Source organism: Streptomyces inusitatus (assembly GCF_014651115.1).
In the GTDB taxonomy this organism is placed as follows: Bacteria; Actinomycetota; Actinomycetes; order Streptomycetales; family Streptomycetaceae; genus Streptomyces; species Streptomyces amakusaensis.
Window position 1 is genome coordinate 1 of sequence record NZ_BMWG01000043.1, and the last position, 23,033, is coordinate 23,033.

The 23,033-nt window shown below is 72.0% G+C and carries 14 protein-coding genes; 9 read left to right on the forward strand and 5 right to left on the reverse strand.

The window, feature by feature from the left end; genetic code table 11:
* A partial coding sequence (locus tag IE247_RS33140; protein ID WP_190127077.1) for a type I polyketide synthase occupies positions 1-6,928 on the forward strand: 6,928 nt, incomplete at its 5' end.
* A gap of 97 nt (positions 6,929-7,025) precedes the next feature.
* Here IE247_RS33140 and IE247_RS33145 read toward each other — a convergent pair.
* The gene (locus IE247_RS33145; protein ID WP_308433276.1) at positions 7,026-7,889 is read right to left on the reverse strand and encodes an ACP S-malonyltransferase; all 864 of its coding nucleotides are present in this window, start codon (positions 7,887-7,889) and stop codon (positions 7,026-7,028) included.
* A gap of 655 nt (positions 7,890-8,544) precedes the next feature.
* Between IE247_RS33145 and rfbD the strand changes: the two genes are divergently transcribed.
* The 6 genes from rfbD to IE247_RS33175 all read left to right on the forward strand — a co-directional run bounded on the left by rfbD (position 8,545) and on the right by IE247_RS33175 (position 14,539).
* Positions 8,545-9,468 carry a dTDP-4-dehydrorhamnose reductase gene (rfbD, locus tag IE247_RS33150; RefSeq protein WP_190127079.1) on the forward strand — a complete coding sequence of 308 codons (924 nt, stop codon included), beginning with the start codon at positions 8,545-8,547 and terminating at the stop codon, positions 9,466-9,468.
* Positions 9,469-9,471: 3 nt separating this feature from the next.
* On the forward strand, positions 9,472-10,086 hold the full coding sequence (locus IE247_RS33155; protein WP_190127080.1) for a dTDP-4-dehydrorhamnose 3,5-epimerase family protein: 615 nt from the start codon (positions 9,472-9,474) through the stop codon (positions 10,084-10,086).
* Positions 10,083-11,150, forward strand: coding sequence for a glucose-1-phosphate thymidylyltransferase (locus tag IE247_RS33160; protein ID WP_190127081.1), 1,068 nt, complete (start codon positions 10,083-10,085; stop codon positions 11,148-11,150). The genes IE247_RS33155 and IE247_RS33160 overlap by 4 nt, the downstream gene beginning before the upstream one ends.
* A complete protein-coding gene (gene rfbB / locus IE247_RS33165; protein ID WP_190127082.1) occupies positions 11,147-12,160 on the forward strand; it encodes a dTDP-glucose 4,6-dehydratase in 1,014 nt (337 codons plus the stop codon). Before IE247_RS33160 ends, rfbB begins: the two co-directional genes overlap by 4 nt.
* Positions 12,157-12,918 carry a thioesterase II family protein gene (locus IE247_RS33170; protein ID WP_190127083.1) on the forward strand — a complete coding sequence of 254 codons (762 nt, stop codon included), beginning with the start codon at positions 12,157-12,159 and terminating at the stop codon, positions 12,916-12,918. The genes rfbB and IE247_RS33170 overlap by 4 nt, the downstream gene beginning before the upstream one ends.
* A gap of 217 nt (positions 12,919-13,135) precedes the next feature.
* Complete coding sequence (locus IE247_RS33175) at positions 13,136-14,539, forward strand: class I adenylate-forming enzyme family protein (RefSeq protein WP_190127084.1); 1,404 nt, start codon at positions 13,136-13,138, stop codon at positions 14,537-14,539.
* Positions 14,540-14,624: 85 nt separating this feature from the next.
* On the opposite strand, the gene IE247_RS33180 is transcribed toward IE247_RS33175, so the two are convergent.
* The 4 genes from IE247_RS33180 to IE247_RS33195 form a co-directional block, all read right to left on the reverse strand.
* Positions 14,625-16,289, reverse strand: coding sequence for a flavin monoamine oxidase family protein (locus IE247_RS33180; RefSeq protein WP_229869518.1), 1,665 nt, complete (start codon positions 16,287-16,289; stop codon positions 14,625-14,627).
* A gap of 164 nt (positions 16,290-16,453) precedes the next feature.
* A complete protein-coding gene (locus IE247_RS33185; RefSeq protein ID WP_190127085.1) occupies positions 16,454-17,149 on the reverse strand; it encodes a 4'-phosphopantetheinyl transferase family protein in 696 nt (231 codons plus the stop codon).
* Positions 17,146-18,099: a metallophosphoesterase family protein gene (locus IE247_RS33190; protein ID WP_190127086.1), complete on the reverse strand. Its 954-nt coding sequence runs from the start codon at positions 18,097-18,099 to the stop codon at positions 17,146-17,148. Before IE247_RS33190 ends, IE247_RS33185 begins: the two co-directional genes overlap by 4 nt.
* On the reverse strand, positions 18,080-21,019 hold the full coding sequence (locus IE247_RS33195) for a helix-turn-helix transcriptional regulator (protein WP_190127087.1): 2,940 nt from the start codon (positions 21,017-21,019) through the stop codon (positions 18,080-18,082). Before IE247_RS33195 ends, IE247_RS33190 begins: the two co-directional genes overlap by 20 nt.
* 464 nt (positions 21,020-21,483) lie before the next feature.
* Between IE247_RS33195 and speB the strand changes: the two genes are divergently transcribed.
* Positions 21,484-22,494 (forward strand): agmatinase, encoded by a 1,011-nt coding sequence (gene speB, locus IE247_RS33200; RefSeq protein ID WP_190127088.1) that lies wholly within the window; start codon positions 21,484-21,486, stop codon positions 22,492-22,494.
* Between the two features lie 86 nt (positions 22,495-22,580).
* On the forward strand, positions 22,581-23,021 hold the full coding sequence (locus IE247_RS33205; protein WP_229869519.1) for a serine hydrolase: 441 nt from the start codon (positions 22,581-22,583) through the stop codon (positions 23,019-23,021).
* Positions 23,022-23,033: the final 12 nt, after the last annotated feature.

Genomic DNA, 23,033 nt, shown 5'->3' on the forward strand with positions numbered 1-23,033 from the left:
CGAGTCGGGTGGTATGGCGGGTGAGCTGGGCGCGGGTGATGTGTCGCGGCTCGGCCGGGGTGGCGTTACGGCGTTGTCGGCGGAGGAGGGTGTGGCGTTGTTCGACGCCGCGTCCGCCACTGACCAGGCGCTGTTCGTACCGGTGAAGCTCGACCTCGCCGCACTGCGTACCGGCGGGCTGGTTCCGCCGCTGCTCAGCGGACTCGTCCGGGCCCCCGCCCGCCGTGCGGCCCGAGGCGGCTCGGCCCCGGCGGGCAAGCTCGCCCGGCAGCTTGCCGCGCTGACGGCGGACGAGCGGCCTGTGGCCGTGCTGGAGCTGGTCCGCAACCAGGTCGCGGCCGTGCTCGGCTTCGCCGGGCCCGAGGCCGTCGACCCGGCGCGCTCGTTCAGCGAGGTCGGCTTCGACTCGCTGACAGCCGTCGAGCTGCGCAACCGGCTCGGCGCGGCCACCGGCGTACGGCTGCCCGCCACGCTCGTCTTCGACTACCCGAACCCCGCGCTCCTGGCCGACTACCTCTGCGGCGAACTCCTCGGCGGGGCGGAAGCGGCGGCCACCGTGGTCGCCAGCTCCGCCCGTGACGACGAGCCGATCGCGATCGTGGCGATGGCCTGCCGCTTCCCCGGCGACATCAGGTCCCCCGAAGATCTGTGGGGAGCCGTCCTGGCGGGCCGGGACGCCATCTCGGACATGCCGGACGACCGGGGCTGGGACGTCGAGGCCCTCTTCGACCCCGACCCCGACCGGCCCGGCACCAGCTACAGCAGGGCCGGCGGATTCCTGCACGACGCCCACCACTTTGACCCGACCTTCTTCGGGATCTCCCCGCGAGAGGCCCTCGCCACCGACCCTCAGCAGCGCCTCCTCCTCGAAACCTCCTGGGAGGCCTTCGAGCGCGCGGGCATCGACCCCGCGTCCCTGCGCGGCAGCCGCACCGGCGTTTTCGCCGGTGTCATGTACAACGACTACGGCACTCTGCTGCACCGCGCCCCCGAGGGCCTCGAAGGCTATATGGGCACCTCCAGCTCGGGCAGCGTCGCCTCCGGCCGGGTCTCGTACTCCTTCGGTCTCGAAGGCCCGGCGGTCACCGTCGACACCGCCTGCTCCTCCTCCCTCGTCACCCTGCACCTCGCCGCCCAGGCGCTGCGCGGCGGCGAGTGCGATCTCGCCCTGGCCGGAGGTGTGACCGTGATGGCCACGCCCGGCACCTTCGTCGCCTTCAGCCGTCAGCGCGGCCTCGCGGGCGACGGCCGCTGCAAGCCCTTCGCCGCCGCCGCCGACGGCACCGCCTGGGGCGAGGGCGTCGGCATGCTGCTCGTCGAGCGGCTCTCCGACGCCCGCAGGAACGGCCATCCGGTGCTGGCGATCGTCCGTGGTTCGGCGATCAACCAGGACGGTGCTTCGAATGGTCTGACGGCTCCTAATGGTCCGTCTCAGCAGCGGGTGATCCGGCAGGCGCTGGCGAACGCTGGTCTGTCCGCCGCTGAGGTGGATGTGGTGGAGGCGCACGGTACGGGTACCTCGCTGGGTGACCCGATCGAGGCGCAGGCCCTCCTCGCGACGTACGGTCAGGAGCACACCGAGGACTCCCCGCTGTGGCTGGGCTCGATCAAGTCCAACTTCGGTCATACGCAGGCTGCCGCCGGTGTCGCGGGGATCATCAAGATGGTGGAGGCGATGCGTCACGGGGTGCTGCCGCAGACTCTGCATGTCGACGAGCCGACTCCGCATGTCGACTGGTCGGCGGGAGCCGTCTCGCTGCTTGAGTCGGTCACCCCCTGGCCGGAGACCGGCCGCCCGCGCCGCGCCGCCATCTCGTCGTTCGGTATCTCCGGGACCAACGCGCACACGATCATCGAGCAGGCTCCGGAGCGGTCCGATTCGCGTCCGGTTTCGGCTCCCGCTCCGGTTCCGGTTCCGGATCCCGCTGTGCTGCCGTACGTGCTCTCCGCGAAGACTGCGGACGCGCTGCGCGGCCAGGCCGCCCGGCTGAGGTCCCATCTGTCGGGCGCTCCCGAGGCGCGTGCCGATGATGTGGCGTACTCGCTCGCGACCCGGCGGGCTGCCTTCGACCACCGCGCGGTGGTCGTGGCGGGCGGCCGGGACGAGCTGCTGAACGGTCTGACGGCGCTGGCCGACGGCGACGCCCGGGCCAACCTCGTACAGGGCACGGTGAACTCCGGGAAGCTGGCGTTCCTGTTTACGGGGCAGGGGAGTCAGCGGCTGGGGATGGGCCGTGGGCTGTATGAGGCGTATCCGGCCTTCGCTCGGGCTCTGGACGAGATCTGCGCCCAACTTGATGTGCCGTTGAAGGAAGCACTGTTCGGCGATGAGAGCGGTGCTCTCGATCAGACGGCGGTGACTCAGCCCGCGCTGTTCGCGATTGAGGTGGCGCTGTTCCGGCTTCTGGAGTCGTGGGGCGTACGGCCGGACTTCCTGTCGGGTCATTCGATCGGTGAGATCGCTGCCGCTCATGTGGCGGGGGTGTTCTCGCTGGAGGACGCCTGCACGCTGGTGGCGGCTCGTGGCCGTCTGATGCAGGCACTGCCCACCGGCGGCGTGATGATCGCCGTACAGGCGTCGGAGGACGAGATCCTCCCGCTGCTCACCGACCGGGTGAGCATCGCCGCGATCAACGGTCCTCGGTCCGTCGTGATCGCGGGTGACGAGAGCGCCGCTCTCGCGATCGTGGAGCAGTTCCCGGACCGTAAGTCGAAGCGGCTGACGGTGAGCCACGCGTTCCACTCGCCGCACATGGACGGCATGCTGGAGGCGTTCCGTACAGCGATCGAGAATCTTTCGTACGACAACCCGAAGATTCCGATCGTCTCCAACCTCACCGGCACCCTCGTCACGGACGAGCTGGGCTCGGCGGACTTCTGGGTACGCCATGTCCGCGAGGCGGTCCGCTTCCTCGACGGCGTCCGCGCTCTGGAGGCCGCCGGAGTCACCTCGTACGTGGAACTCGGCCCGGACGGGACCCTGTCCGCCCTCGCCCAGGGCTGTGTCGAAGGCGGAGACGCCGTCTTCGCTCCCGTACTCCGCAAGAACCGTCCCGAGACGGAGACCGTCACCACCGCCCTGGCCAGGGCGCACGCCCACGGCGTGGCCGTCGACTGGGCGGCGTACTTCGCGGGCACCGGCGCACAGCGCGTCGACCTGCCCACGTACGCCTTCCAGCACGAGCGGTACTGGATCGATGTGCCCGTGGCCCCGGTCGGCGATGTGTCGTCCGCGGGGCTCGGTGCGGCCGGGCACCCGCTGTTGGGGGCGGATGTCGAACTGCCGGACTCGGAGGGGGCTCTGTTCGCCGGTCGGCTCTCGCTGGCCACTCACCCCTGGCTCGCGGATCACGCGGTCGCGGGTGCGGTCCTGCTGCCCGGAACCGCCTTCGTGGAGCTGGCGCTGCACGCCGGAAGGCGGGTCGGCAGCACCCTGCTGGACGAGCTGACGCTCGAAGCGCCGATGGTGCTGCCGGAGAGGGGCGCGCTTCAGCTGCGGCTCTCCGTGGCCGCGCCCGACGAGTCGGGACTCCGCGCCCTCCAGGTGCACTCGCGCCCCGAGGCGGGGAGCGACGAGGTCGAGGGCGAGCCGGGACGGGACACGCCGTGGACGCGGCACGCGAGCGGAGTGCTCGGCACGGCGGAGACGCCGGCCGCCGCGGCGCTGGAGAGCTGGCCGCCCGCCGACGCCGAGCCGCTCGACGCGGACGGTCTGTACGACCGGTTCGCCGATGCCGGGTTCGCCTACGGTCCCGCGTTCCGCAATCTGCGCGCGGCCTGGCGGCGCGGCGACGAGCTGTTCGCCGAACTGCTGCTGCCCGAAGGCCCGCGCGCCGAGGCCGCCGCCTTCGGCGTGCACCCGGCACTGCTGGACGCCGGTCTCCACGGCATCGCGCTCGGCTCCCTCCTCACCGGCGAAGGCGACGGCGAAGCGGCCGGCGAAGCCGCCCCGATCCGGCTGCCGTTCGCCTTCAGCGGCGTCACCCTGCACTCCGTCGGCGCGGGCTCGCTGCGCGTACGACTGGCCCCCGCCGGGCCGGGCGCGGTGTCCCTCGCCGCCTTCGACGAGCAGGGCGCGCCGGTGGTGTCGGTCGAATCGCTGCTGCTGAGGGCGCTCGACCCGGCGCGGCTGCGATCGGAGCGGCCGGTGTTCCACGAGTCGCTCTTCCGGCTCGAATGGCCCGCGCTGACCGTCGGCGCTCCTGCCGAGACGGGCCGCTGGGCCGTCGTCGGGGCCGATGTGCTCGGCATGGAGGCCATCCTGCGGTCGGCGGGTGTCACCGCCGACGTGTACGCGGATCTCGACGCGCTCGGCGGAGTGGTGGCGGCGGGCAAGCCGCTGCCCGACACCGTGCTCGTCTCGTACGCGTCGACCGGTCAGGACGGCCGGGACGGTCGGGACAGCGGTACGGCGGCGACCACCACCGCCGAGGCCGCCCGCCGGGCGACCCGTGACGCGCTGGAACTTGTACAGAACTGGCTGGCCGACGAGGCCCTCACCGGCGCCCGGCTCACGGTCGTCACCCGGGGCGCGGTCGAGGCCCGGCCGGGCGAGGGCGTACCGGACCTGGCACACGCCCCGGTGTGGGGCCTGCTGCGGTCCGCGCAGTCGGAGAACCCCGGCCGGCTGGCGCTGCTCGACCTCGATGCGAGTCACGACGGCCACGACGGCGACAACGGTGACAGCGACAGCGAGGAGCGGGTCGCCGCGCTGCTGATCGCGGCCGTGGCCAGTGGCGAGCCGCAGCTCGCCCTCCGCGGCGGAGTCGCGCACATGGCCAGGCTGGCCCGGGTGCCGGTGGTTCCGGCGGTGGCGGGCGAGGAACGGGGCCGCGTCGAGGGGCCCGCCTTCGACCCGGAGGGAACCGTGCTCGTCACCGGCGGCACCGGGGCGCTCGGCGGTCTGCTGGCCCGGCATCTGGTGGCCGAGCGGGGTGTGCGGCATCTGCTGCTCACCAGCCGGCGCGGGGCGGCGGCGGACGGTGTCGCCGAACTCGTCGCCGAACTCGCCGAACTGGGCGCGGAGACGACGGTCGCCGCGTGCGACGCGGCCGACCGGGAGGCGCTGGCCGCGCTGCTGGCGGCCGTACCGCGCGAGCATCCGCTCACCGCCGTCGTCCACGCGGCGGGCCGGGTCGACGACGGGATGCTGCCGTCGCTGACACCGGAGCGGCTCGACACGGTGATGCGGCCCAAGGCCGAGGCCGCGCTGCATCTGCACGAGCTGACCCAGGGGCTCGATCTGGCCGCGTTCGTCCTGTTCTCCTCGGCGGCGGGCACGCTCGGCAACCCGGGGCAGGCCAACTACGCGGCGGCCAACGCCGCTCTGGACGCCCTGGCCCAGCAGCGGCGGGCGGCGGGACTGCCCGCCGTGTCGCTGGCGTGGGGGCTGTGGGCCCAGGCGAGCGCGATGACCGGGGAACTCTCCGACGCCGACATCCAGCGGATGGCGCGCGCCGGACTGGCCCCGCTCTCCGCCGCCGAGGGGCTGGCGCTCTTCGACACGGCGTGCGCGCTCGCCGCGCCGGGCTCCGCCGACGGCCCGGACGGCCCGGGCAGCGGGGACGCCGGGGACGGGGTCTATGTCGCCATGCGGCTCGACACCGCTCCGCTGCGCGCCCAGGCGGAAGCCGGAGCGCTGCCCGCGGTCTTCCGGGGGCTGGTGCGCGGTGTGCCGCGCAGGGCGGCGGAGCACCGGGCCGCCGACCCGGCGGCGTCCGCCGCCGCGCGCCGTCTCGCGGGGCTCGCCGGGCTGCCGGAGGACGAGCAGGAGCGGCTGCTGCTCGATGTGGTGCGCGCTCAGGTCGCCGCGGTGCTCGCCTACCCGTCGCCGGACGCGGTGGGGGAGTCCCAGGAGTTCCTGGAACTCGGCCTGGACTCGCTGACAGCCGTCGAGCTGCGGAATCAGCTCAACGCGGCGACCGGTCTGCGGCTGCCCGCCACCCTGCTCTTCGACCACCCGACGCCCGCGCTGGCCGCCCGCCGGATCCGTGCCGAACTGCTCGGATCCACCGGCGGCACGGCCGGAGCGGCCGGAGCGGCCGGAGCGGCCGGGCAGTCGGGCGATACGGCGGACGGTGACGGCGGCGGTACGGAGGCGTCCGGGGGAGTCTTCGGGGCGATGCTCCAGGAGGCGGGCGCGCAGGGCGCTTCCGGTCAGTTCATGGAGCTGCTGATGGGGGCCTCGCGCTTCCGGCCGTCGTTCGCCTCGGCGGCCGAGCTGCGCAAGGCGCCCAGCCTGGTGCGGCTGTCGCGCGGAGAGACCGGTCCCGGGCTGGTCTGCTTCTCCTCCATTCTGTCGATCTCGGGCCCGCACCAGTACGCGCGTTTCGCCTCCGCCTTCCGGGGGCGGCGGGACGTCCGGGCACTGGCCGCCCCCGGGTTCCTCCGCGGCGAGCAGCTGCCCTCGACCGCCGAAGCGGTGATCGAGGCCCAGGCCCAGGCGGTGCTGCGGTACGCGGACGGCGCTCCGTTCGTGCTGCTCGGGCACTCGTCGGGCGGCATGCTCGCCCACGCGGTGGCCGGGAGGCTGGAGAGCGAGGGGGTGTTCCCCGAGGCCGTGGTGATGATCGACATCTACTCGCACGACGATGACGCGATCATCGGCATCCAGCCCGGTCTCTCCGAGGGGATGGACGACCGCCAGGACAGCTATGTGCCGGTCGACGACTCCCGGCTGCTGGCGATGGGCGCGTACTTCCGGCTCTTCGGCGGCTGGAAGCCCACGGCGGTGAAGACGCCGACCCTGCTGGTCCGGGCCGGTGAGCGGTTCTTCGACTGGTCGCGGGGGACGGACGGCGACTGGCGTTCGTACTGGGAGCTGGAGCACACCGCGGTGGATGTGCCGGGCAATCACTTCACCATGATGGAGGAGCACGCCCCGACGACGGCGCGCGCGGTGACGGACTGGCTCGACGCCGGGCGCTGACGAGCGGCGGGCCCGGCCCCACCACTGAGGTGGGGCCGGGCCCGTGCCGGCGGAGCCGTACCGCCGTCGCGCACCGCCTCGTGCACGGGCGGATCCGTCAGCGGGTGCGCCGCTCGCGCTCCCGGGCCCGCTTCTTCGGCAGACCCACGGTGACGACCTCGAAACTGTCCTTGGTGAGGTCGAGACGGTGGAAGAGATTGTCGGGCCCGGTCACACAGACGGTGCCCACCCCGAGTTCCTTGAGTGTGCGGACCACGCTCGGCCAGTGGATCGGCCGGTCGAAGGTGTCCAGCATCATCATGCGCATCCCGGCGGCGTCCCGGACGACGGTGCCGTCCTGGTCGGTGACCACCGGAAGGGCGGGGTCCGCCAGGGTGTACGAGGCGAACACCTCCTCCTCGGCCTTGCGGCGCAGCGCGGCGAACGCGGCCGCGTGGACGGGAGGCCGCATCGAGTACATGGAGTAGCCGCCCGCCGCGCTGATGCTCGCCTTGAGTCCGTCGAGTTCCCCCTCCCGCACGGAGAGCATGTGGAATCCGGCGTCGAGCCGGCCGGAGATGTCGTACCAGACGCCCCGGTCGTCGAATCCGGCGAGGATCTCGTCCAGCCTCTCCTGCGGGGTGCGGACGAAGGAGTGGGTGACGACGTCCTGGTACGCCTCGGTGAAGTACTCCTCCTCGCAGCGGGCCAGTTCGGCCGTGAGCCGTACGACGTCCGCGAAGGGGAGGGAGCCGACGAACGCGGCGGCCGCCTTCTGGCCGAAGCTCGGTCCGGTGCAGACGGTGGGGGAGACGCCGAGGGTGTCGAGCGCCCGGTCCGCCATCGCCATGGAGTTCACCAGGAAGGCGATCTGCGAATGGACCGAGTAGTCGTCCTCGGCCGTCCTGAACCGGTCGAAAACCGAATGACCGAGCGCCTCGTCGGCTTCCGCGAGGCGCTTCCGTGCATAAGGGTCGAGCAAGAGGAACTTCCCCACCTCCGAGAACGCGGAGGGGCCCATTCCCGGGAAAACGATAGCGGTCCCGGTGCGCGTGGCCGCGGAACCGGCGGAAGTGGCTGATCCGGGAGAATCGGGCGCGGGAATCTGCTCGGAATTGGTCATGATCCGTGAATACCTTTGCTTCCGGGATTGCTCCGGCAGCCGCCTGCCGGTGTCGCTGACGAGAAAGGGCCCTGCATTCGGCCGCGTCGCGGGTGCGCACGCGGTCGGACACAAGGCCGGAAAAGGAGATTTTGATCGTGCGGGGGTGCGGTGACGGCGGCCGTCGCGCGCCCTCGTGGAGTGGTGTGTCCGACACTTGTCGAAGATTGGTGGAAGAGGGAACGAAAGTGGTTCTGATCCTGTCTAGCACGTGGGAAGGCGGGTGATCCCGAAGGGCATGAAAATCAGGGGGCGGCGATCTGTCCAATAGGGGTGATTAGGGGTTTTCGGAGAATGATTCATACGGCACTGGTCTTCCGTTGAAAACTATTACGGAGAACTGGTGTTGCGATTTTGTCGAACATTCCCATAACATCGACGCGTGATCGCGCCGAATTATTATTCGCAAGAAAATGAAGCGTCGGCGGGTCGTGCGCCCGGGGTCTTTCCGGTTGATCCGGGAACGCTGCGATGGATGGTGATCGGAGCCACCGGCATGCTCGGCGGTGAGGTGTCCGCCCAGCTCGCCGCCCACGGGGCCGACATCGTACGGACCGGCAGGGCCGATCTCGACCTCACCGATCCGCGGGCGGTGGCCTCGGCCGTCGCCGACGGCGGCCCCGACGTGGTCGTCAACTGCGCCGCCTGGACGGCGGTCGACCTCGCCGAGAGCGAGGAGGAGGCCGCCCACCGGGTCAACGGTGACGGCCCGCGCCATCTCGCCCGCGCCTGCGCCGCGACCGGCGGCAGGCTCCTCCATGTCTCCACCGACTATGTCTTCGGCGGCACGCCGGCCGACTCCGGCCGCCCCTACGCCGAGGACGCGGAACCCGGCCCGCGCACCGCGTACGGGCGCACCAAGCTCGCGGGCGAGCGCGCCGTGCTCTCCGCGCTGCCGGAAACCGCCGCCGTGGTGCGCACCGCCTGGCTGTACGGGCGCGGTGAGGGCGGCTTCGTCCACACCATGGCGCGGCTCGCCCGGGAGCCGGGCCGCACGGTGGAGGTGGTCGACGACCAGTACGGACAGCCCAGCTGGGCACCCGATGTCGCCGGGCGGCTCATCGCGCTCGGCACCCTGCCGCCGGAGCGCGCCCACGGCGTCTTCCACGCCACCGGCGGCGGCCGGACCACCTGGCACGCGCTGGCCCGTGAGGTGTTCCGGCTGACCGGGCAGGACCCGGACCGGGTGCGGGCCATCGGCAGTTCCGCGCTGCGGCGGGCCGCGGTCCGCCCGGCGTGGAGCGTCCTCGGCCACGAGCGGTGGGCCGCCGCCGGGCTCCCCGCGCCGCGCCACTGGCGCGAGGCCCTCACCGAGGCCCTCGCCGGGCCCTCTCCGTCGACCCCGCTCGCCCCGTCCACTCCGTCCACCGCTCACTCCGCTCAACCGAAAGGCTGCTGAAGGGTGAAATCCCTGTCGATCGAGGGCGCCTGGCTGTACGAGCCCATCCTCCACACCGACGACCGCGGCTCATTCCTGGAGGTGTTCCAGCGCGACGCCTTCCAGCTCGCCACCGGCCGCCGTCTTGAACTCGCCCAGGTCAACTGCTCCGTCTCCCGCCTGGGCGTCATCCGGGGCGTCCACTTCGCCGATCTGCCGCCCGGCCAGGCCAAGTACGTCACCTGCCTCCAGGGGGCGGTGCGCGACGTGATAGTCGACCTGCGCCCCGGCTCCCCCACCTACCGCACCTGGGAAGCGGTTGAACTGGACGATGTGTCCCGGCGGGCGGTCTTCCTCTCCGAGGGGCTCGGTCACGCCTTCCAGGCCGTCACCGACGAAGCGACTGTCATGTATCTGACCACCGCAAGCTATCGGCCGGCCCATGAGCACGGCATCGACCCGCTCGACCCCGAACTGGCCATCGCATGGCTCCCGGACGCCGAACCCGTGCTCTCCGGCAAGGACACCTCGGCCCCCAGCCTGGCCGAGGCCGAGGCCATGGGCCTGCTGCCCGCGTACGAGGACTGTCTGAGACATCTCTCCTCGCTCGCCAACCCGTTCAGCGAGGAGACCCGGTGAAGGCACTCGTCCTGGCGGGGGGATCCGGCACCCGCCTGCGCCCCCTGACCCACACCTCGGCCAAACAACTGGTCCCGGTGGCCAACAAGCCCATCCTCTTCTACGTACTCGAAGGGATCGCCGAAGCGGGCGTCACCGACGTCGGCATCGTCGTGGGCGACACCGCCGAGGAGATCAGGGCCGCCGTCGGCGACGGCTCCCGCTTCGGCATCAGCGTCACCTACATACCGCAGCACCAGCCGCTCGGCCTGGCCCACGCGGTCCGCACCGCCCGCGCCTGGCTCGGCGAGGACGACTTCGTGATGTACCTCGGCGACAACTTCCTCCTCGGCGGGATCAGCGCGCAGCTGGAGGAGTTCCGCGTCCGCAGACCCGCCGCGCAGATCATGCTCACCAGAGTGCCCAACCCGTCGGCGTTCGGCGTCGCCACCCTCGACGACACCGGCCGGGTGCGCGTGCTGGAGGAGAAGCCGGAGTTCCCCAAGAGCGATCTGGCCCTGGTCGGCGTCTACTTCTTCACCCCCGTCGTCCACGCGGCCGTCGACGCCATCCAGCCCTCCGCGCGCGGCGAACTGGAGATCACCGACGCCATCCAGTGGCTGCTCGACCAGAATCTCCCCGTCACCTCCTCCACCGTCGACGGCTACTGGAAGGACACCGGCAACGCCACCGACATGCTGGAGGTCAACCGCTCGGTCCTGGAGAGCCTCGCCCCACGCTGCGCGGGCGCCGTCGACGACGAGAGCGAACTCGTCGGCCGGGTCGTGATCGAGGAGGGCGCCGTCATCGTCCGCTCCCGGATCGTGGGCCCCGCCGTCGTCGGCCGGGGCACCCGCGTCGAGGGCTCCTACATCGGCCCCTTCACCTCCGTCGGCGAGGACTGCACGATCGCCGACAGCGAGATCGAGTACTCCATCGTGCTGGCCGGCACCGCCATCGACGGCGTACGCCGCATCGAGGCGTCCATGATCGGCCGTCAGGTGCAGGTCACCCCCGCCCCCCGCTCCCCCCAGGCCCACCGACTGATTCTCGGCGACCACAGCAAGGTGCAGATCCGATCGTGAACATCCTCATCACGGGAGCGGCCGGGTTCATCGGCTCCCACCTCGTGCGCACCGTCCTCGGCCCGGACAGACCCCTGGGCGACGACGTCCGCGTCACCGTCCTGGACAAGCTCACCTACGCGGGCGACCGCGCCGCCCTCGCACCCGTCGAGAACGAACCCGGATTCTCCTTCGTCCACGGCGACATCACCGACGCGCCCCTCGTGAACCGGCTGATGGCGACCCACGACGCCGTCGTCCACCTAGCCGCCGAATCGCACGTCGACCGCTCCATCGAAGGCGCGGACCCCTTCGTGCACACCAATGTGGTCGGCACCCACACCCTGCTGGAGGCCGCGCTGCGCCACGGCACCGGCCCCTTCGTGCATGTGTCGACCGACGAGGTGTACGGCTCGGTCCCCACCGGCTCCTCCGTGGAGACCGACCGGCTCGACCCCAGCTCGCCCTACTCGGCGTCCAAAGCCGCCAGCGACCTCCTCGCCCTCGCCCACCACCGCACCCACGGCCTCGATGTGCGCGTGACCCGCTGCTCCAACAACTACGGCCCCCACCAGCACCCGGAGAAGGTGATACCGCTCTTCGTGACCCGGCTGCTGGCCGGCGGGACCGTACCGCTCTACGGCGACGGGGACAACGTCCGCGACTGGCTCCACGTCGACGACCACTGCCGGGGCCTGCTGGCCGTCCTCACCGGCGGCCGGGCGGGCGAGACGTACAACATCGGCGGCGGCACCGAACTGACCAACAAGGAGCTGACCGGGCTGCTGCTGGAGGCCTGCGGGGCCGGCTGGGACCGGGTCGAGCACGTCACCGACCGCAAGGGGCACGACCGCCGTTACTCCGTCGACTGGACGAAGATCCACGACGAACTCGGCTACTCGCCCGCGCGCGACTTCGCCGAGGGGCTCGCCGAGACCGTCGAGTGGTACCGGACCAACCGGCCGTCGGCAGCGGCAGCGACGGCTGCTGCGACGGCGGCGGCGACCGGACCGGGGCGGTCGTGCGTATGACCTGTGAGTGCACCCCGCGCTCCGCCGGGGAGATCGCCCCCGACGACATCGGACTGATCCAGGTCCGGCAGCCGTCGGTACGCAGCAGCTACCGCATGATCTGCCTCCCGAGCAGACGGAACTCGGCCTCCGACTACCTCGCCATGTCGGATCTGCTGCTGCCGACCGTGGAACTGCTCGTCGTCCGCTATCCGGAGCCCGCCGACGACGAGCATCCGCCCGCGGACGCCGCCGAACTCGTCGACAAGATCTTCCGGGCGGTGGAGGGCTGGTCGGACCTTCCCCTCGCCCTCTTCGGCCACGGCTTCGGCGCGGACCTCGCCCATGGACTCGCCCAGCGGCTGGAACGCGAGACCGACGCCGGACCGCTGACCCTCTTCGTCTCCGGCCGCACCGGCCCCTGCCACCGGGGCCCCCTCGGCCCGCCCGCCCTCGGCTGCCGCGTCGTCGCCATCGCGGGCCGCCACGACCCGTGCGCCCCGCTGCCCGGTGTACGCGACTGGCGGCGCGCCACCTCCGGCCGGTTCGACCTGGAAGTCCTCCCCGGTGGCCGCGACTACCTCTGCTCCCACCGCCGCGAGGTCGTCAACCTCGTGCACGACCAGCTGATCTCACTGCGCGGCACCGACCCCGACCCCGACCGGCCCCGACAGGCCCCGGACCCCGGCCGGCCCCGACAGCTCCCGGACCCCGGCCGGCCCCGGCCGGCCCCGACCGACCTCCGCCGGACCGGCCCGCCGCCGAAGCGGGGGGCCTAGGGGCAGAGCAGGGGTGTCAGCCCCTTCGCCCCACTGCCTAGCGTGCCCTGTGGAGACCCGTGCCCACGGACGGGACCGACCGAATCCCCCCACCTTGTGAAGCTCGCGAATCCCGCGATCCACCACTGAACGGGCCCGGACACGCCGCCCGCACCGCACGGCGCGGCCCCACCGGCTCCGGCCACGTTCGGCCCAGAGGAAGGACAGAGTGCGACCGATGACCGCGAAGATCTTTGCAGCCGACTCGGTACGGCCCGTCGACGAATTCGAGAAGGACGCCCTCCGTATCGCCGAAGTGCTCCGCGAACGAGGCGTCAACCCCGGCGACCGAGTCATGCTCAAAGCGGGCAACTCGGCGGCGTACGTCTGCGTCCTGTACGCCCTGATGCACGCCGGGGCCTCCGTCGTCCTCGTCGACCAGCAGGAGACCACGGAGGAGACCCGCCGCATCGCGCTGCGCACCGGCGTCAAAGCCACCTTCGTCGACGACGAGACCCCCATCGACACAGCGGCCGACCCCACCCATCTGTACGAACTGATGGTCGCCGCCGCCGGACGCCCGGCCCCGGAGGGCGACCTGTCCTTCGACGTCTGGGGCGAGCTGCCCGACGGCCTCATCATGTGGACATCGGGCTCCACCGGATCGCCCAAGGGCGTGGTGAAGTCCGGCGCCAAATTCCTGCGCAATCTGCGCCGCAACGCCGACCAGGTCGGCCACCGGCCCGACGACGTCCTGATGCCGCTGCTCCCCTTCGCCCACCAGTACGGCCTGTCGATGGTGCTCATCGCCTGGCTCACCCGCTGCTCCCTGGTGATCGCCCCCTACCGGCGGCTCGACCGGGCACTGCGGATGGCCCGCGACTGCGGGGCCACCGTCCTGGACGCCACCCCCTCCAGCTATCGCAGTATCCTCAGCCTGGCGAGCAGGAAGCCCGCTCTGCGCGCCCATCTCACCGGCGTCCGGATGTTCTGCGTCGGCGCGGCGCCGCTGGACGGACCGCTGGTGGAGAGCTACGTTCAGGAGTTCGGCCTGCCGCTGCTGGACAGCTACGGCTCCACCGAGCTGGGCAATGTCGCCTTCGCCACCCTGGAGAACCCCGTCTCCTGCGGCCGCGCCATGGAAGGCATCCGGATCCGGGTCGTCGACGAGGACGGCCACGAGCTGCCCGCCGGAGTGACCGGCGAGATCGAGGTCGACACCCCCGACCAGCTTGAGGGCCAGATGGCCGAGGACGGCTCCGTCGTGCCCACCCCCGGCGGGCCGCAGCTCACCGGCGACCTGGGCCATCTCGACGAGGGGGGCAACCTCCATGTCCTGGGGCGGAAGTTCGCCGTCCACCGCATGGGCTACACGCTCTACCCCGAACTCATCGAGCGGAAGGCCGCCGCGGCCGGCTGCCCCACCCGGATCGTGCCCGTCCCCGACCAGCTGCGCGGTTCCCAGCTCGTCTTCTTCGTGGAGGACGAGGAACAGCGCGACGCCGCCCACTGGCGCGAGCGGCTGTGCGCGCTGCTGCCCACCTACGAGCAGCCCAACCGGGTCGTCGTCCTGGAGAACTTCCCGCTCAACCGCAACGGCAAGCCGGACAAGAAGCAGCTGGCCCGGATGGCCGCCGAGTAGCTCCCGCCCCGGTACGCCGACTGCGCCCCCGCCCGGCCTCGGGCGGAAGCGCCGTCGGCGTACCGGGGGCCGTACGGGCTCCGCCTCAGGCGTCGTAGGGCAGCTCGACCGGAGCCAGCGCGTCGGAGAGATCCCCGGGACCCGGCTTATCCGGGTGCGTCGCCCCGCCCCGCTGCTCCACCACCCCCCACACCGCGTTCAGCGCCGTCGTCACCGCGCCCTCCGCGAACCCCGCCGTCCACGACACATCGTCGCCGCAGAGGAAGAAACCGCGCTCGGCCCCGGGCAGCCCGCGCTGCATGAACTGGGTGAAAAGACGCCGCTGATAGCGGTACTGCCCCGGCAGATTGGACTTGAACGCGCCCATGAAATGCGGCTCGTTCTCCCAGGTGATGGTGAGCGGCTCACCGACCACGTGCGAGCGGATGTCCACCCCCGGATAGATCGCCGCCAGCTTCTCCAGCAGCACCTCCAGCCGCTCGGCCGCGCTCAGCGTCGCCATCTTCGCCGAGTCGTCGTTCCAGGTGTACGACAGACACATCACCCCGGGCCGGTCCGGCCCGTCGTCGAAGAGATACACCCCCCGGGGCATCCGGTCGGTCAGGGTCATGCTCATCACCGGACGGCCGGTGCGCGGATCCGGGTCCAGCCAGAACGGCCGGTCGGCGAGGACGAACAGCTTCGACGCCCCCATGTAGTGCGTGCGCTCCACCGCCGTCCACAGCGGCGCGGACAGCAGCGAGGGATCGCACTCCACCCGGTTCAGCAGCGTCCACACATGCGGGGTGTAGACCACCGAGGCGAACCGGTCCCGCCGCCCCTCGGCGTCGGTGACGACGAAGCCCTCGCCGTCCCGGGCGACCCCCCGCACCCGGGGCCGGGGCGAACCGCCGTGCAGGGAGGAGAGCGAGGTACCGGCCGGCCAGTGCGCGCAGCTCTCGGCCCGGTGCTCCCACAGCCCGCGCGGCAGCCGCTGCGAGCCGCCGGCGATGGCCACATGGTTGTCGTCCGCCTCCGTGTAGACCACCCGCAGAATCTCCAGCACCGAATTGGGGAAATCGGTGTCCCAGCCGCCCGCGCCGAACCCCACCTGCCCGAAGATCTCCCGGTGCCGGAAGGACTGGAAGGACGAACTGGTCGCCAGGAACCCGTAGAAGGACTGGTCGTCGAACTCCCGGACCAGCCTGTTCCAGACGAGTTTCAGCGTCTCGACGTCCCGCCGCTGAATGGCGTCCCGCACGGTGGCCAGCTCGGCCCGCTCCCGCAGCGCCTTCTCCCAGGCGACGGCCACCTCCTGATAGACGTCCGGCAGCTCCCGCGCCGTCCGGGCCGTGTGCCGCTCGCCGCCCAGATCGATCAGCGTGCTCGGGGTGCTCGGGGCCAGCGGGTTGGGGAACGGGCTCGTCGCGAGGCCCAGCAGCTCGATGTAGTGGAACAGCGAGCGGGCCGAGACCGGGAAACGCATCGCCCCCATCTCCGCCACACACTCCGGACGGCCGGGAAAAGGCACCGAGCGCATCCGGCCGCCCAACTGCTCCGCCTCGTAGACGACCGGCCGCAGCCCCAGCCGCATCAGCTCATGGGCGGCGGTCATCCCCGCCATCCCCCCGCCGACCACCGCCACCGGCGTTCCGGCGCGCTCCGGCGGAAGGACACCGAGACCGGCGGGGTGGCGCAGCCAGCCGTCGTACGAGAACGGGAAGTCCGGCACGAGCATGGTGATGGGGTCCGGGCCGGCTGACGTCAGCATGAATACCTCTCGGGCCATTCGGCATCGTTTCCAGGGAACCGGAGACATTCCGCGCGGAGCCGGAAATCACAGTTCTGCCGGTAATTCCACGCTATTCAGGGGCACTTGCCGGAACAACCCCTAGTCACCCTGGTAACGCCCAGTGCCCAAACAGCCCTGCGTCGTCACGCCCCGATGGGCGGCAGCGTGATCACCGTCACGATGATGCCCCGGTCGGAGAGCCAGCGGCCGGCGAATTCATCCACCATCCGTCCGTCGGGACCGCGTTCGGGGCGGAGAATGCGCGCGGTGAAGGAGCCGTGCGAGAAGCCGCCGGCGTCGTTCTTCCCGAGGCTCTCCTCAAGAAAGGAGAGCCGGGCCTCGCCGAAGTCCAGCTCGGTGCCGAGCAGCGGATACCACGTCTTGTACACCGCCTCCTTCGCGCTGAACAGCAGCCGGTCCCGGCACACCCGCGACACCCCCGCGCCGGAACGCGCCCAGGCCAGCTCGCTCGGCAGCGCGATCGACTCCAGGACCCCCTCCGGCAGCGGCCGGTCCGGCTCGGCGTCGATGCCGATCATCGCCAGATCCGAGTCGCGCGCGAGCACGGCGGCCCGGTACCCCGCGCAGTGCGTCATGCTGCCGACGACCCCGGCGGGCCACTGGGGCGCGTTGCGCGTACCCGGCAGCACGGGGACGGGCGGCAGCCCCAGCGCCGCCATCGCCCGCCGGGCACACGCCCGTACGGTGGTGAACTCCTCGCGGCGGATCTCCACGGCCCGGGCGATCAGCGCCGCCTCCTCCGGGTAGAGCGTCCCGGAGCCGTCCGGCCCGAAGGCCTCACTCGCGACCGCGCCCTCGGGCAGCAGCACCTCTATCACGACTGTCCTCCCAGTGGTCCGGTCCCGACGCCGCTCTCCCGCTCCGGGGTGTACGGGAGTATCTGCCGCAGCAGTCCCCGGGGATGCCCGCGCTTGCGCCACTCGCGGGGGTAGCCGATCGACACCTCCTCGAACCGCACCCCGTCGTACCAGGTGGTCCTCGGGATGTGGAGATGTCCGTACACCACGGCGGCCGTGGTGAATCTTCGGTGCCAGTCGGCGGTCAGCACCGTGCCGCACCACTGGGCGAACTCCGGGTGCCACAGCACATCGGTGGGCTCCCGCACCAGCGGCCAGTGGTTGACCAGCACCAGCGGCACGGCCGGGTCGTGCTCCACCAGCCGCCGCCGGGTCAGGGCCACCCGGGCCCGGCACCAGTCGTCTCGGGTCGGATACGGATCGGGGTGCAGCAGGAACTCGTCCGTGCAGACCACGCCCGCCTCGTGCGCCCTGGCCAGCGACTCCTCCTTGGTGGCCGTGCCCGCCACCCGGAACGTGTAGTCGTACAGCAGGAAGAGGGGGGCCACCGCGACCGGCCCGCCGGGCCCCGGCCACACCGGCCAGGGATCCTCCGGGGTGAGCACGCCCAGCCGTCGGCACAGCTCCACCAGATGCCGGTAGCGCTCCTCGCCGCGCAGTTGCACCGCGTCCTCGCGGGGGGTCCACAGCTCATGGTTGCCCGGGACCCAGATGACCTTCGCGAACCGCGAGGCCAGCAGGCTCAGCGCCCACTCGATGTCCTCCGTCATCTCGCCGACGTCGCCGGCCACGATCAGCCAGTCGTCGGGGTGGGAGGGGCGCAGCGACTCGGTGATGGGCCGGTTGTCGGGCATGCCGACATGCAGATCGCTCACCGCCAGCAGCCGGGGTCCGGCTTCGGTGGGCGAGGTGGGCGAGGCGGCCGAGGTGGGCGTGGCCGGGGCGGCGGGGTCAGGCGGTGTGTGCGACATCGGTATCCAAACTGACGGGCAGATCCTGGCGATGACTAATATTGATCTTCCGGTAGACGCGGGTCAGATGCTGTTCCACGGTACTGATCGTGATGAAGAGCCTGGCACTGATCTCCCGGTTGGTGTAGCCGTGCGCGGCCAGGGCCGCCACCTTGCGCTCCGCCTCGGTCAGCGACGAGGTGGTCCCCGAGTGCGTCCGCGCGGCGGTACGCGGCGGAGCGGCGGGGGAGTCGTGGGGCGCTGGGGCCGAAGGCCTGGGCCGGCACAGCTCCTTGGCGCCGCAGCCCTCGGCGATCCGCCACGCCCTGCGGGTGTGCAGCTTGCTCTGCGCCGTCTCTCCCAGCTCCTGGCAGACCTCGCCGAGATCGGTCAGCGCCAGCGCCAGCCCGTGCCAGTCGCCAGCCTCCTGGAGCAGCGAGACGGCCTCGCCGAGCAGGTCCGGGCGTTCGGCGGCCGGGCGGGCCGCCGCGAGCACCCGCAGCGTCAGCCCCCGCACGCGCCCTCCGGCGTCCCCGGCGAGCTGCTCCCTGGCGAATCGTTCCGCCGCGGGGCGGTCGCCCAGCGCCAGCCAGGCCTCCGCGACGCCGAGCCGCCAGGGGGCCAGCCCGGAACGGTCCAGGTTCCAGCGCCGCATCAGCTCACCGCAGTGCATGAAGTCGGTGAGTGCCGCGTGATGCCGGTCGACGGCCAGCTGATGGCGGCCGCGCGCGTACAGATAGTGCAGTCCGTACCGCGTCATGAACATGGCCTCGGGCACCGGCCGGTCCACCAGCTCCGCCGCCGCCTCGTGGTCGCCCATCGCGGTCCGGGTCTCGATGAGGGCGGACAGCGGCATTCCGACGCACACCCCCCAGCCGTGCGGCGGGAGTTGCTCCAGGGCCTCCTCGGCCAGCGTCCGGGCCTCCGCGAGACAGCCCCGGCGCAGCGACATGTGGGCGCGCACCGCCCGCAGCACCGCCGACCAGCCCGGAGCCCCGTGGTCCGCCGCCTCCGCGACCAGCTGATCCGCCCAGCGGGTCGCCCGGTCCAGCTGGTCCGCGTACATGAGCGCCACCAGCCCCGCCCACATCCCGACGATGGTCTCGCACCGCACCCGGGTGCCGGCCAGCAGCCGTTCGACGCTGTCGGCGAACTCCGCGTCGGCGAGACCCCGCGCGCCGCCGTCGGGGGCGGCGGCCAGCACCCCGTACAGCGCCTCGATCCCGGTCAGCCGGGTCTCCTCGGAGACCGTGGCCGCCGTCCCCGACGGGCGCTGGGCGCCACGGGTCGCGAGGGCGGGCAGATCCCCGATCCGCTCCAGCGTCCCCGGGTAGGTGCTCGACAGGATCAGCCACAGCCGCCGCAGCTCCACGGCGACCGCCGGGTCGGGGGAGTCCGGCAGTACGCCGACGACCTGGCGGGTCGCCTCGGCCGCGTCGTCCACCCAGCCGTTCCACAGCAGATCGGACACGAGCCGCAGTGTGTCGGCGGGCGGCAGCAGGCCCGCTCGCACGGCCCCGGTCAGGGACCGCAGCTGCTGGGCCCAGGCGGAGGGTTTCACCCGCCAGAGGAATCTGGCGAGGGTGGCCCGGGTCCGCATCCGTTCCGCCTCGTCGGCGCAGCGGCTCTCGGCCGTCCGCAGACAGCGGATCGCGAACGCCATCCGCCGGGTGGCGAGCGCCGCGTGGGCGGCCTCGCTCAGCACCCGGGGGACCCATGGCTCGTGAGGGGCGGCCTCCTCATGGCTGAGCAGCTGGACGGCGACCATCAGCGGGGCCGCCCCGTCCTCGTACAACAGCCGGGCCGCCCGCCGCCGCAGCCGGATCACCTCCTCCTCGGGGAGGCTCTCGGCCACGGCGGCCCGCACACCGGGGTGCCGGAAGCGGGGGCCGTCCAGGACGCCCGCCTCGCCGAGCGCGGTCACCACGCGCGCCGCCGTCCGCTCCTCGGTCTCCATCAGCCGGGCGAGCAGCGACAGGGATCCCGCTCCGCCCAGCAGGGCGATGCCCCGCGCGATCCGCGGACCCTCGGCGTCGGCGCGGTGGACGCAGATCAGCGCGCTGTGCAGAAAACGCTCACCCGCGTGGGGGGCCGCCCCGTCGGCGGCGTCCACCGGCTCGGCGGCCGAGCGCGGGCCCGTCTCCGCCTCGCCCGGGGGCGTCCGCCCGGCGCGCAGGTCCGCGAGGACGGCCCGGACGAGCAGGGGGTTGCCGCCGGTCGCCGCGTGCAGGGACTCGGCCGTCAGAGGCGGCTCCCCGGGCCCGGGCCCGGTCTCGGGTCCAGGCCGGTCCGCGAGCAGCAGGGCCACGCCCTCGACGCTCAGCGGGCGCAGACGAAGATGTAATCCCCGTAGCCGGTACGGCAGTTCGTCCAGGACGGCGGGGGCCCCGCCGTCCGGGTCGGGGCCGCGCGTCACCACCAGCGACAGGGCTCCGGCTCCCTGCGCCGGGGCCCGCAGCAGCGCGTACGCGAGACACTCCAGGGACTCCGGGTCGGCGTACTGCGCGTCGTCGACGGTGATCAGGAGCGGGCCCCGGGCCCGGAGCCCGGCGAGGCGCGCGTGGAAGGACCGCAGGATCTCGTCGGTCACCGGGCCCGCCCGGTGCGCCGCCGGATCGGGGCGCGGCGCGAGAGTGGGGGCGGGGGCGTGCTCGGGCTCCGGCACATCGCGCAGCAGCTGCTCCACCACGCCGAACGGCACGGACCGCTCCGCCGGTGAGGCGAGGGCGCTGAGCGGCCCCGGCCCGGTCCGGTCGGCCCCCGACCGCTCCGGGTGCTCCAGCACACGATGGAGGAGCGCGGTCTTGCCCGAGGCCACCGGTCCGCTGATGACCGCGATCCGGCCGGCCCCGGAGGCCCGGCCGCCCGAAGCCCCGCCGGAGGGGGCGCCGGACAGGAAGGAGGTCAATTTCCCTATCTGTTCGTCCCGTTCGACCAACATGCTTGCCAAGCTCCCCCAATGCGATATGAAATGACGCACAGTCGGTTGGGAATTCCAGCCGATGCGACCGCTTCCCCGTGCCCGCCCATCCGGGAAGCGCTGTCAACCCCCAGGGCATGCCGACAGCGGCGCGCGCTCGCTCCGGATGAATGACTCCCCAGCCCTTCCCGATCGGCGGATCGATTCGAACTGTATCAACGACCCGGGGACTCAATGTGTTCCTGTCGTTACAGGAAGCACCTATGCGATTCGGGGACAAAAGAGCCGAACAAGCCTCGGAACGGGGCGCTCCTCTTAGGGGTGGTTAGGTGAAGGCTAGGGGTCGGTGGCGGTGGAAACCCCATTCCGCCGCTCGTTTCAATGGCCGGGTACGGGCATTGACGGCGCACGGACCGAGAAGGCGCCCGCGCCGCGACGCCCCACGCCGACACCGCCCGGTGTGTTGAACCGGGCCGCTGTATCCCATGGAAGGCACTGATCTCATCGTGACCGTTCATCCCACGTCGGTGGCGCCACCCCTGCCGCCGACGGAAACCGACCGGACGCTTCACTTCGCGGGACCCGCGACCTTCGGCCGTGTGCCGAGACTCGACCAGGTGGAGAAGGCCGACATCGCCGTCGTGGGCGTCCCGTTCGACAGCGGTGTGACCTACCGCCCCGGCGCCCGCTTCGGCGGCAACGCCATCCGGGAGGCCTCTCGCACCCTGCGACCCTACAACCCGGCCCAGGACGTCTACCCCTTCCACTACAGTCAGGTCGCCGACGCCGGGGACATCAGCGCCAACCCCTTCGACCTCAACGACGCCATGGAGGCCATCGAGGCCGGCGCCGACGAACTCCTCTCCGGCGGAGCCCGTCTGATGACGCTGGGCGGCGACCACACCATCGCGCTGCCGATGCTGCGCGCCGTCGCCCGCAAGCACGGTCCGGTCGCCGTTCTGCACTTCGACGCCCACCTGGACACCTGGGACAACTACTTCGGGCAGCAGTACACCCACGGCATGCCCTTCCGCCGCGCCGTGGAGGAGGGGATCCTCGACACCTCCGCCCTCTCCCACGTGGGCACCCGGGGCCCGATCTACGGGAAGCAGGACCTCGACGACGACGCCAAACTCGGCTTCGGCATCGTCACTTCCGCCGATGTGATGCGGCGCGGAGTGGACGAGGTGATCGAGCAGCTGCGGGAGCGCATCGGCAAGCGCCCTCTCTACATCTCCATCGACATCGATGTCCTGGACCCGGCGCACGCCCCCGGCACCGGCACCCCCGAGGCCGGCGGCCTCACCTCCCGCGAACTCCTGGAGATCGTCCGCGGGCTCGCCGACTGCCAACTCGTCTCCGCCGACATCGTCGAGGTGGCCCCCGCGTACGACCACGCGGACATCACCTCCGTCGCCGCGTCCCACGCGGCCTACGAACTGATCACCATCATGTCCAAGCAGATGGCCCCGGCCCGCTGGGGCGGCACGGGCTGACCCCCCGGCCGGGTCGCGGTGCGAAGGGCCCCGGCCCGGCCTAGCCTGAGGTGGAAGCGTCGTCCTCGAAGGGCGGGAGACCTGCCGTGGGATGCTCACAGAAGCGCTGGCGCAGGGCGTGTGTGGCACTGGCGACGGCCGGAATGCTGGTGGCGCCGGTGTCCGCCGGGGGAGCGTACGCCGTACCCGCCCCGGAGCCGACCCGCTCCGCGGAGTCACGGTCCACCGCGGAAGCCGGCTCCGGCTTTCCCGAACTCGGCCCGGCCGTCGCCGCCCGCCTGGACGAGGCGATCCGCGCGGTGATGACCGAGACCGGGGTCCCCGGAGTGATCGTCGGACTCTCGGCGCCCGGCAAGGGGGAGTACGTACAGGCCTTCGGCGTCGCCGACAAGACCGGCGACGCGCCCATGGAGACCGATCTGAACATGCGGATCGGCAGCGAGACCAAGACCTTCACCGTCACCGCCCTGCTCGAACTAGGGCGTTTCTTAGGGATCTTCTGGTCGTTGGTTCAGGTGTGTCGTTGACTGACGCCCAGT

Bases quoted from the DNA above. Each gene is read 5' to 3' on its own strand.
- rfbD (WP_190127079.1), top strand. From the start codon at position 8,545: ATGGTGATCGGAGCCACCGGCATGCTCGGCGGTGAGGTGTCCGCCCAG.
- IE247_RS33170 (WP_190127083.1), top strand. From the start codon at position 12,157: ATGACCTGTGAGTGCACCCCGCGCTCCGCCGGGGAGATCGCCCCCGAC.
- IE247_RS33175 (WP_190127084.1), top strand. From the start codon at position 13,136: ATGACCGCGAAGATCTTTGCAGCCGACTCGGTACGGCCCGTCGACGAA.
- IE247_RS33180 (WP_229869518.1), bottom strand. From the start codon at position 16,289: ATGCTGACGTCAGCCGGCCCGGACCCCATCACCATGCTCGTGCCGGAC.
- IE247_RS33190 (WP_190127086.1), bottom strand. From the start codon at position 18,099: ATGTCGCACACACCGCCTGACCCCGCCGCCCCGGCCACGCCCACCTCG.
- IE247_RS33195 (WP_190127087.1), bottom strand. From the start codon at position 21,019: ATGTTGGTCGAACGGGACGAACAGATAGGGAAATTGACCTCCTTCCTG.
- speB (WP_190127088.1), top strand. From the start codon at position 21,484: ATGGAAGGCACTGATCTCATCGTGACCGTTCATCCCACGTCGGTGGCG.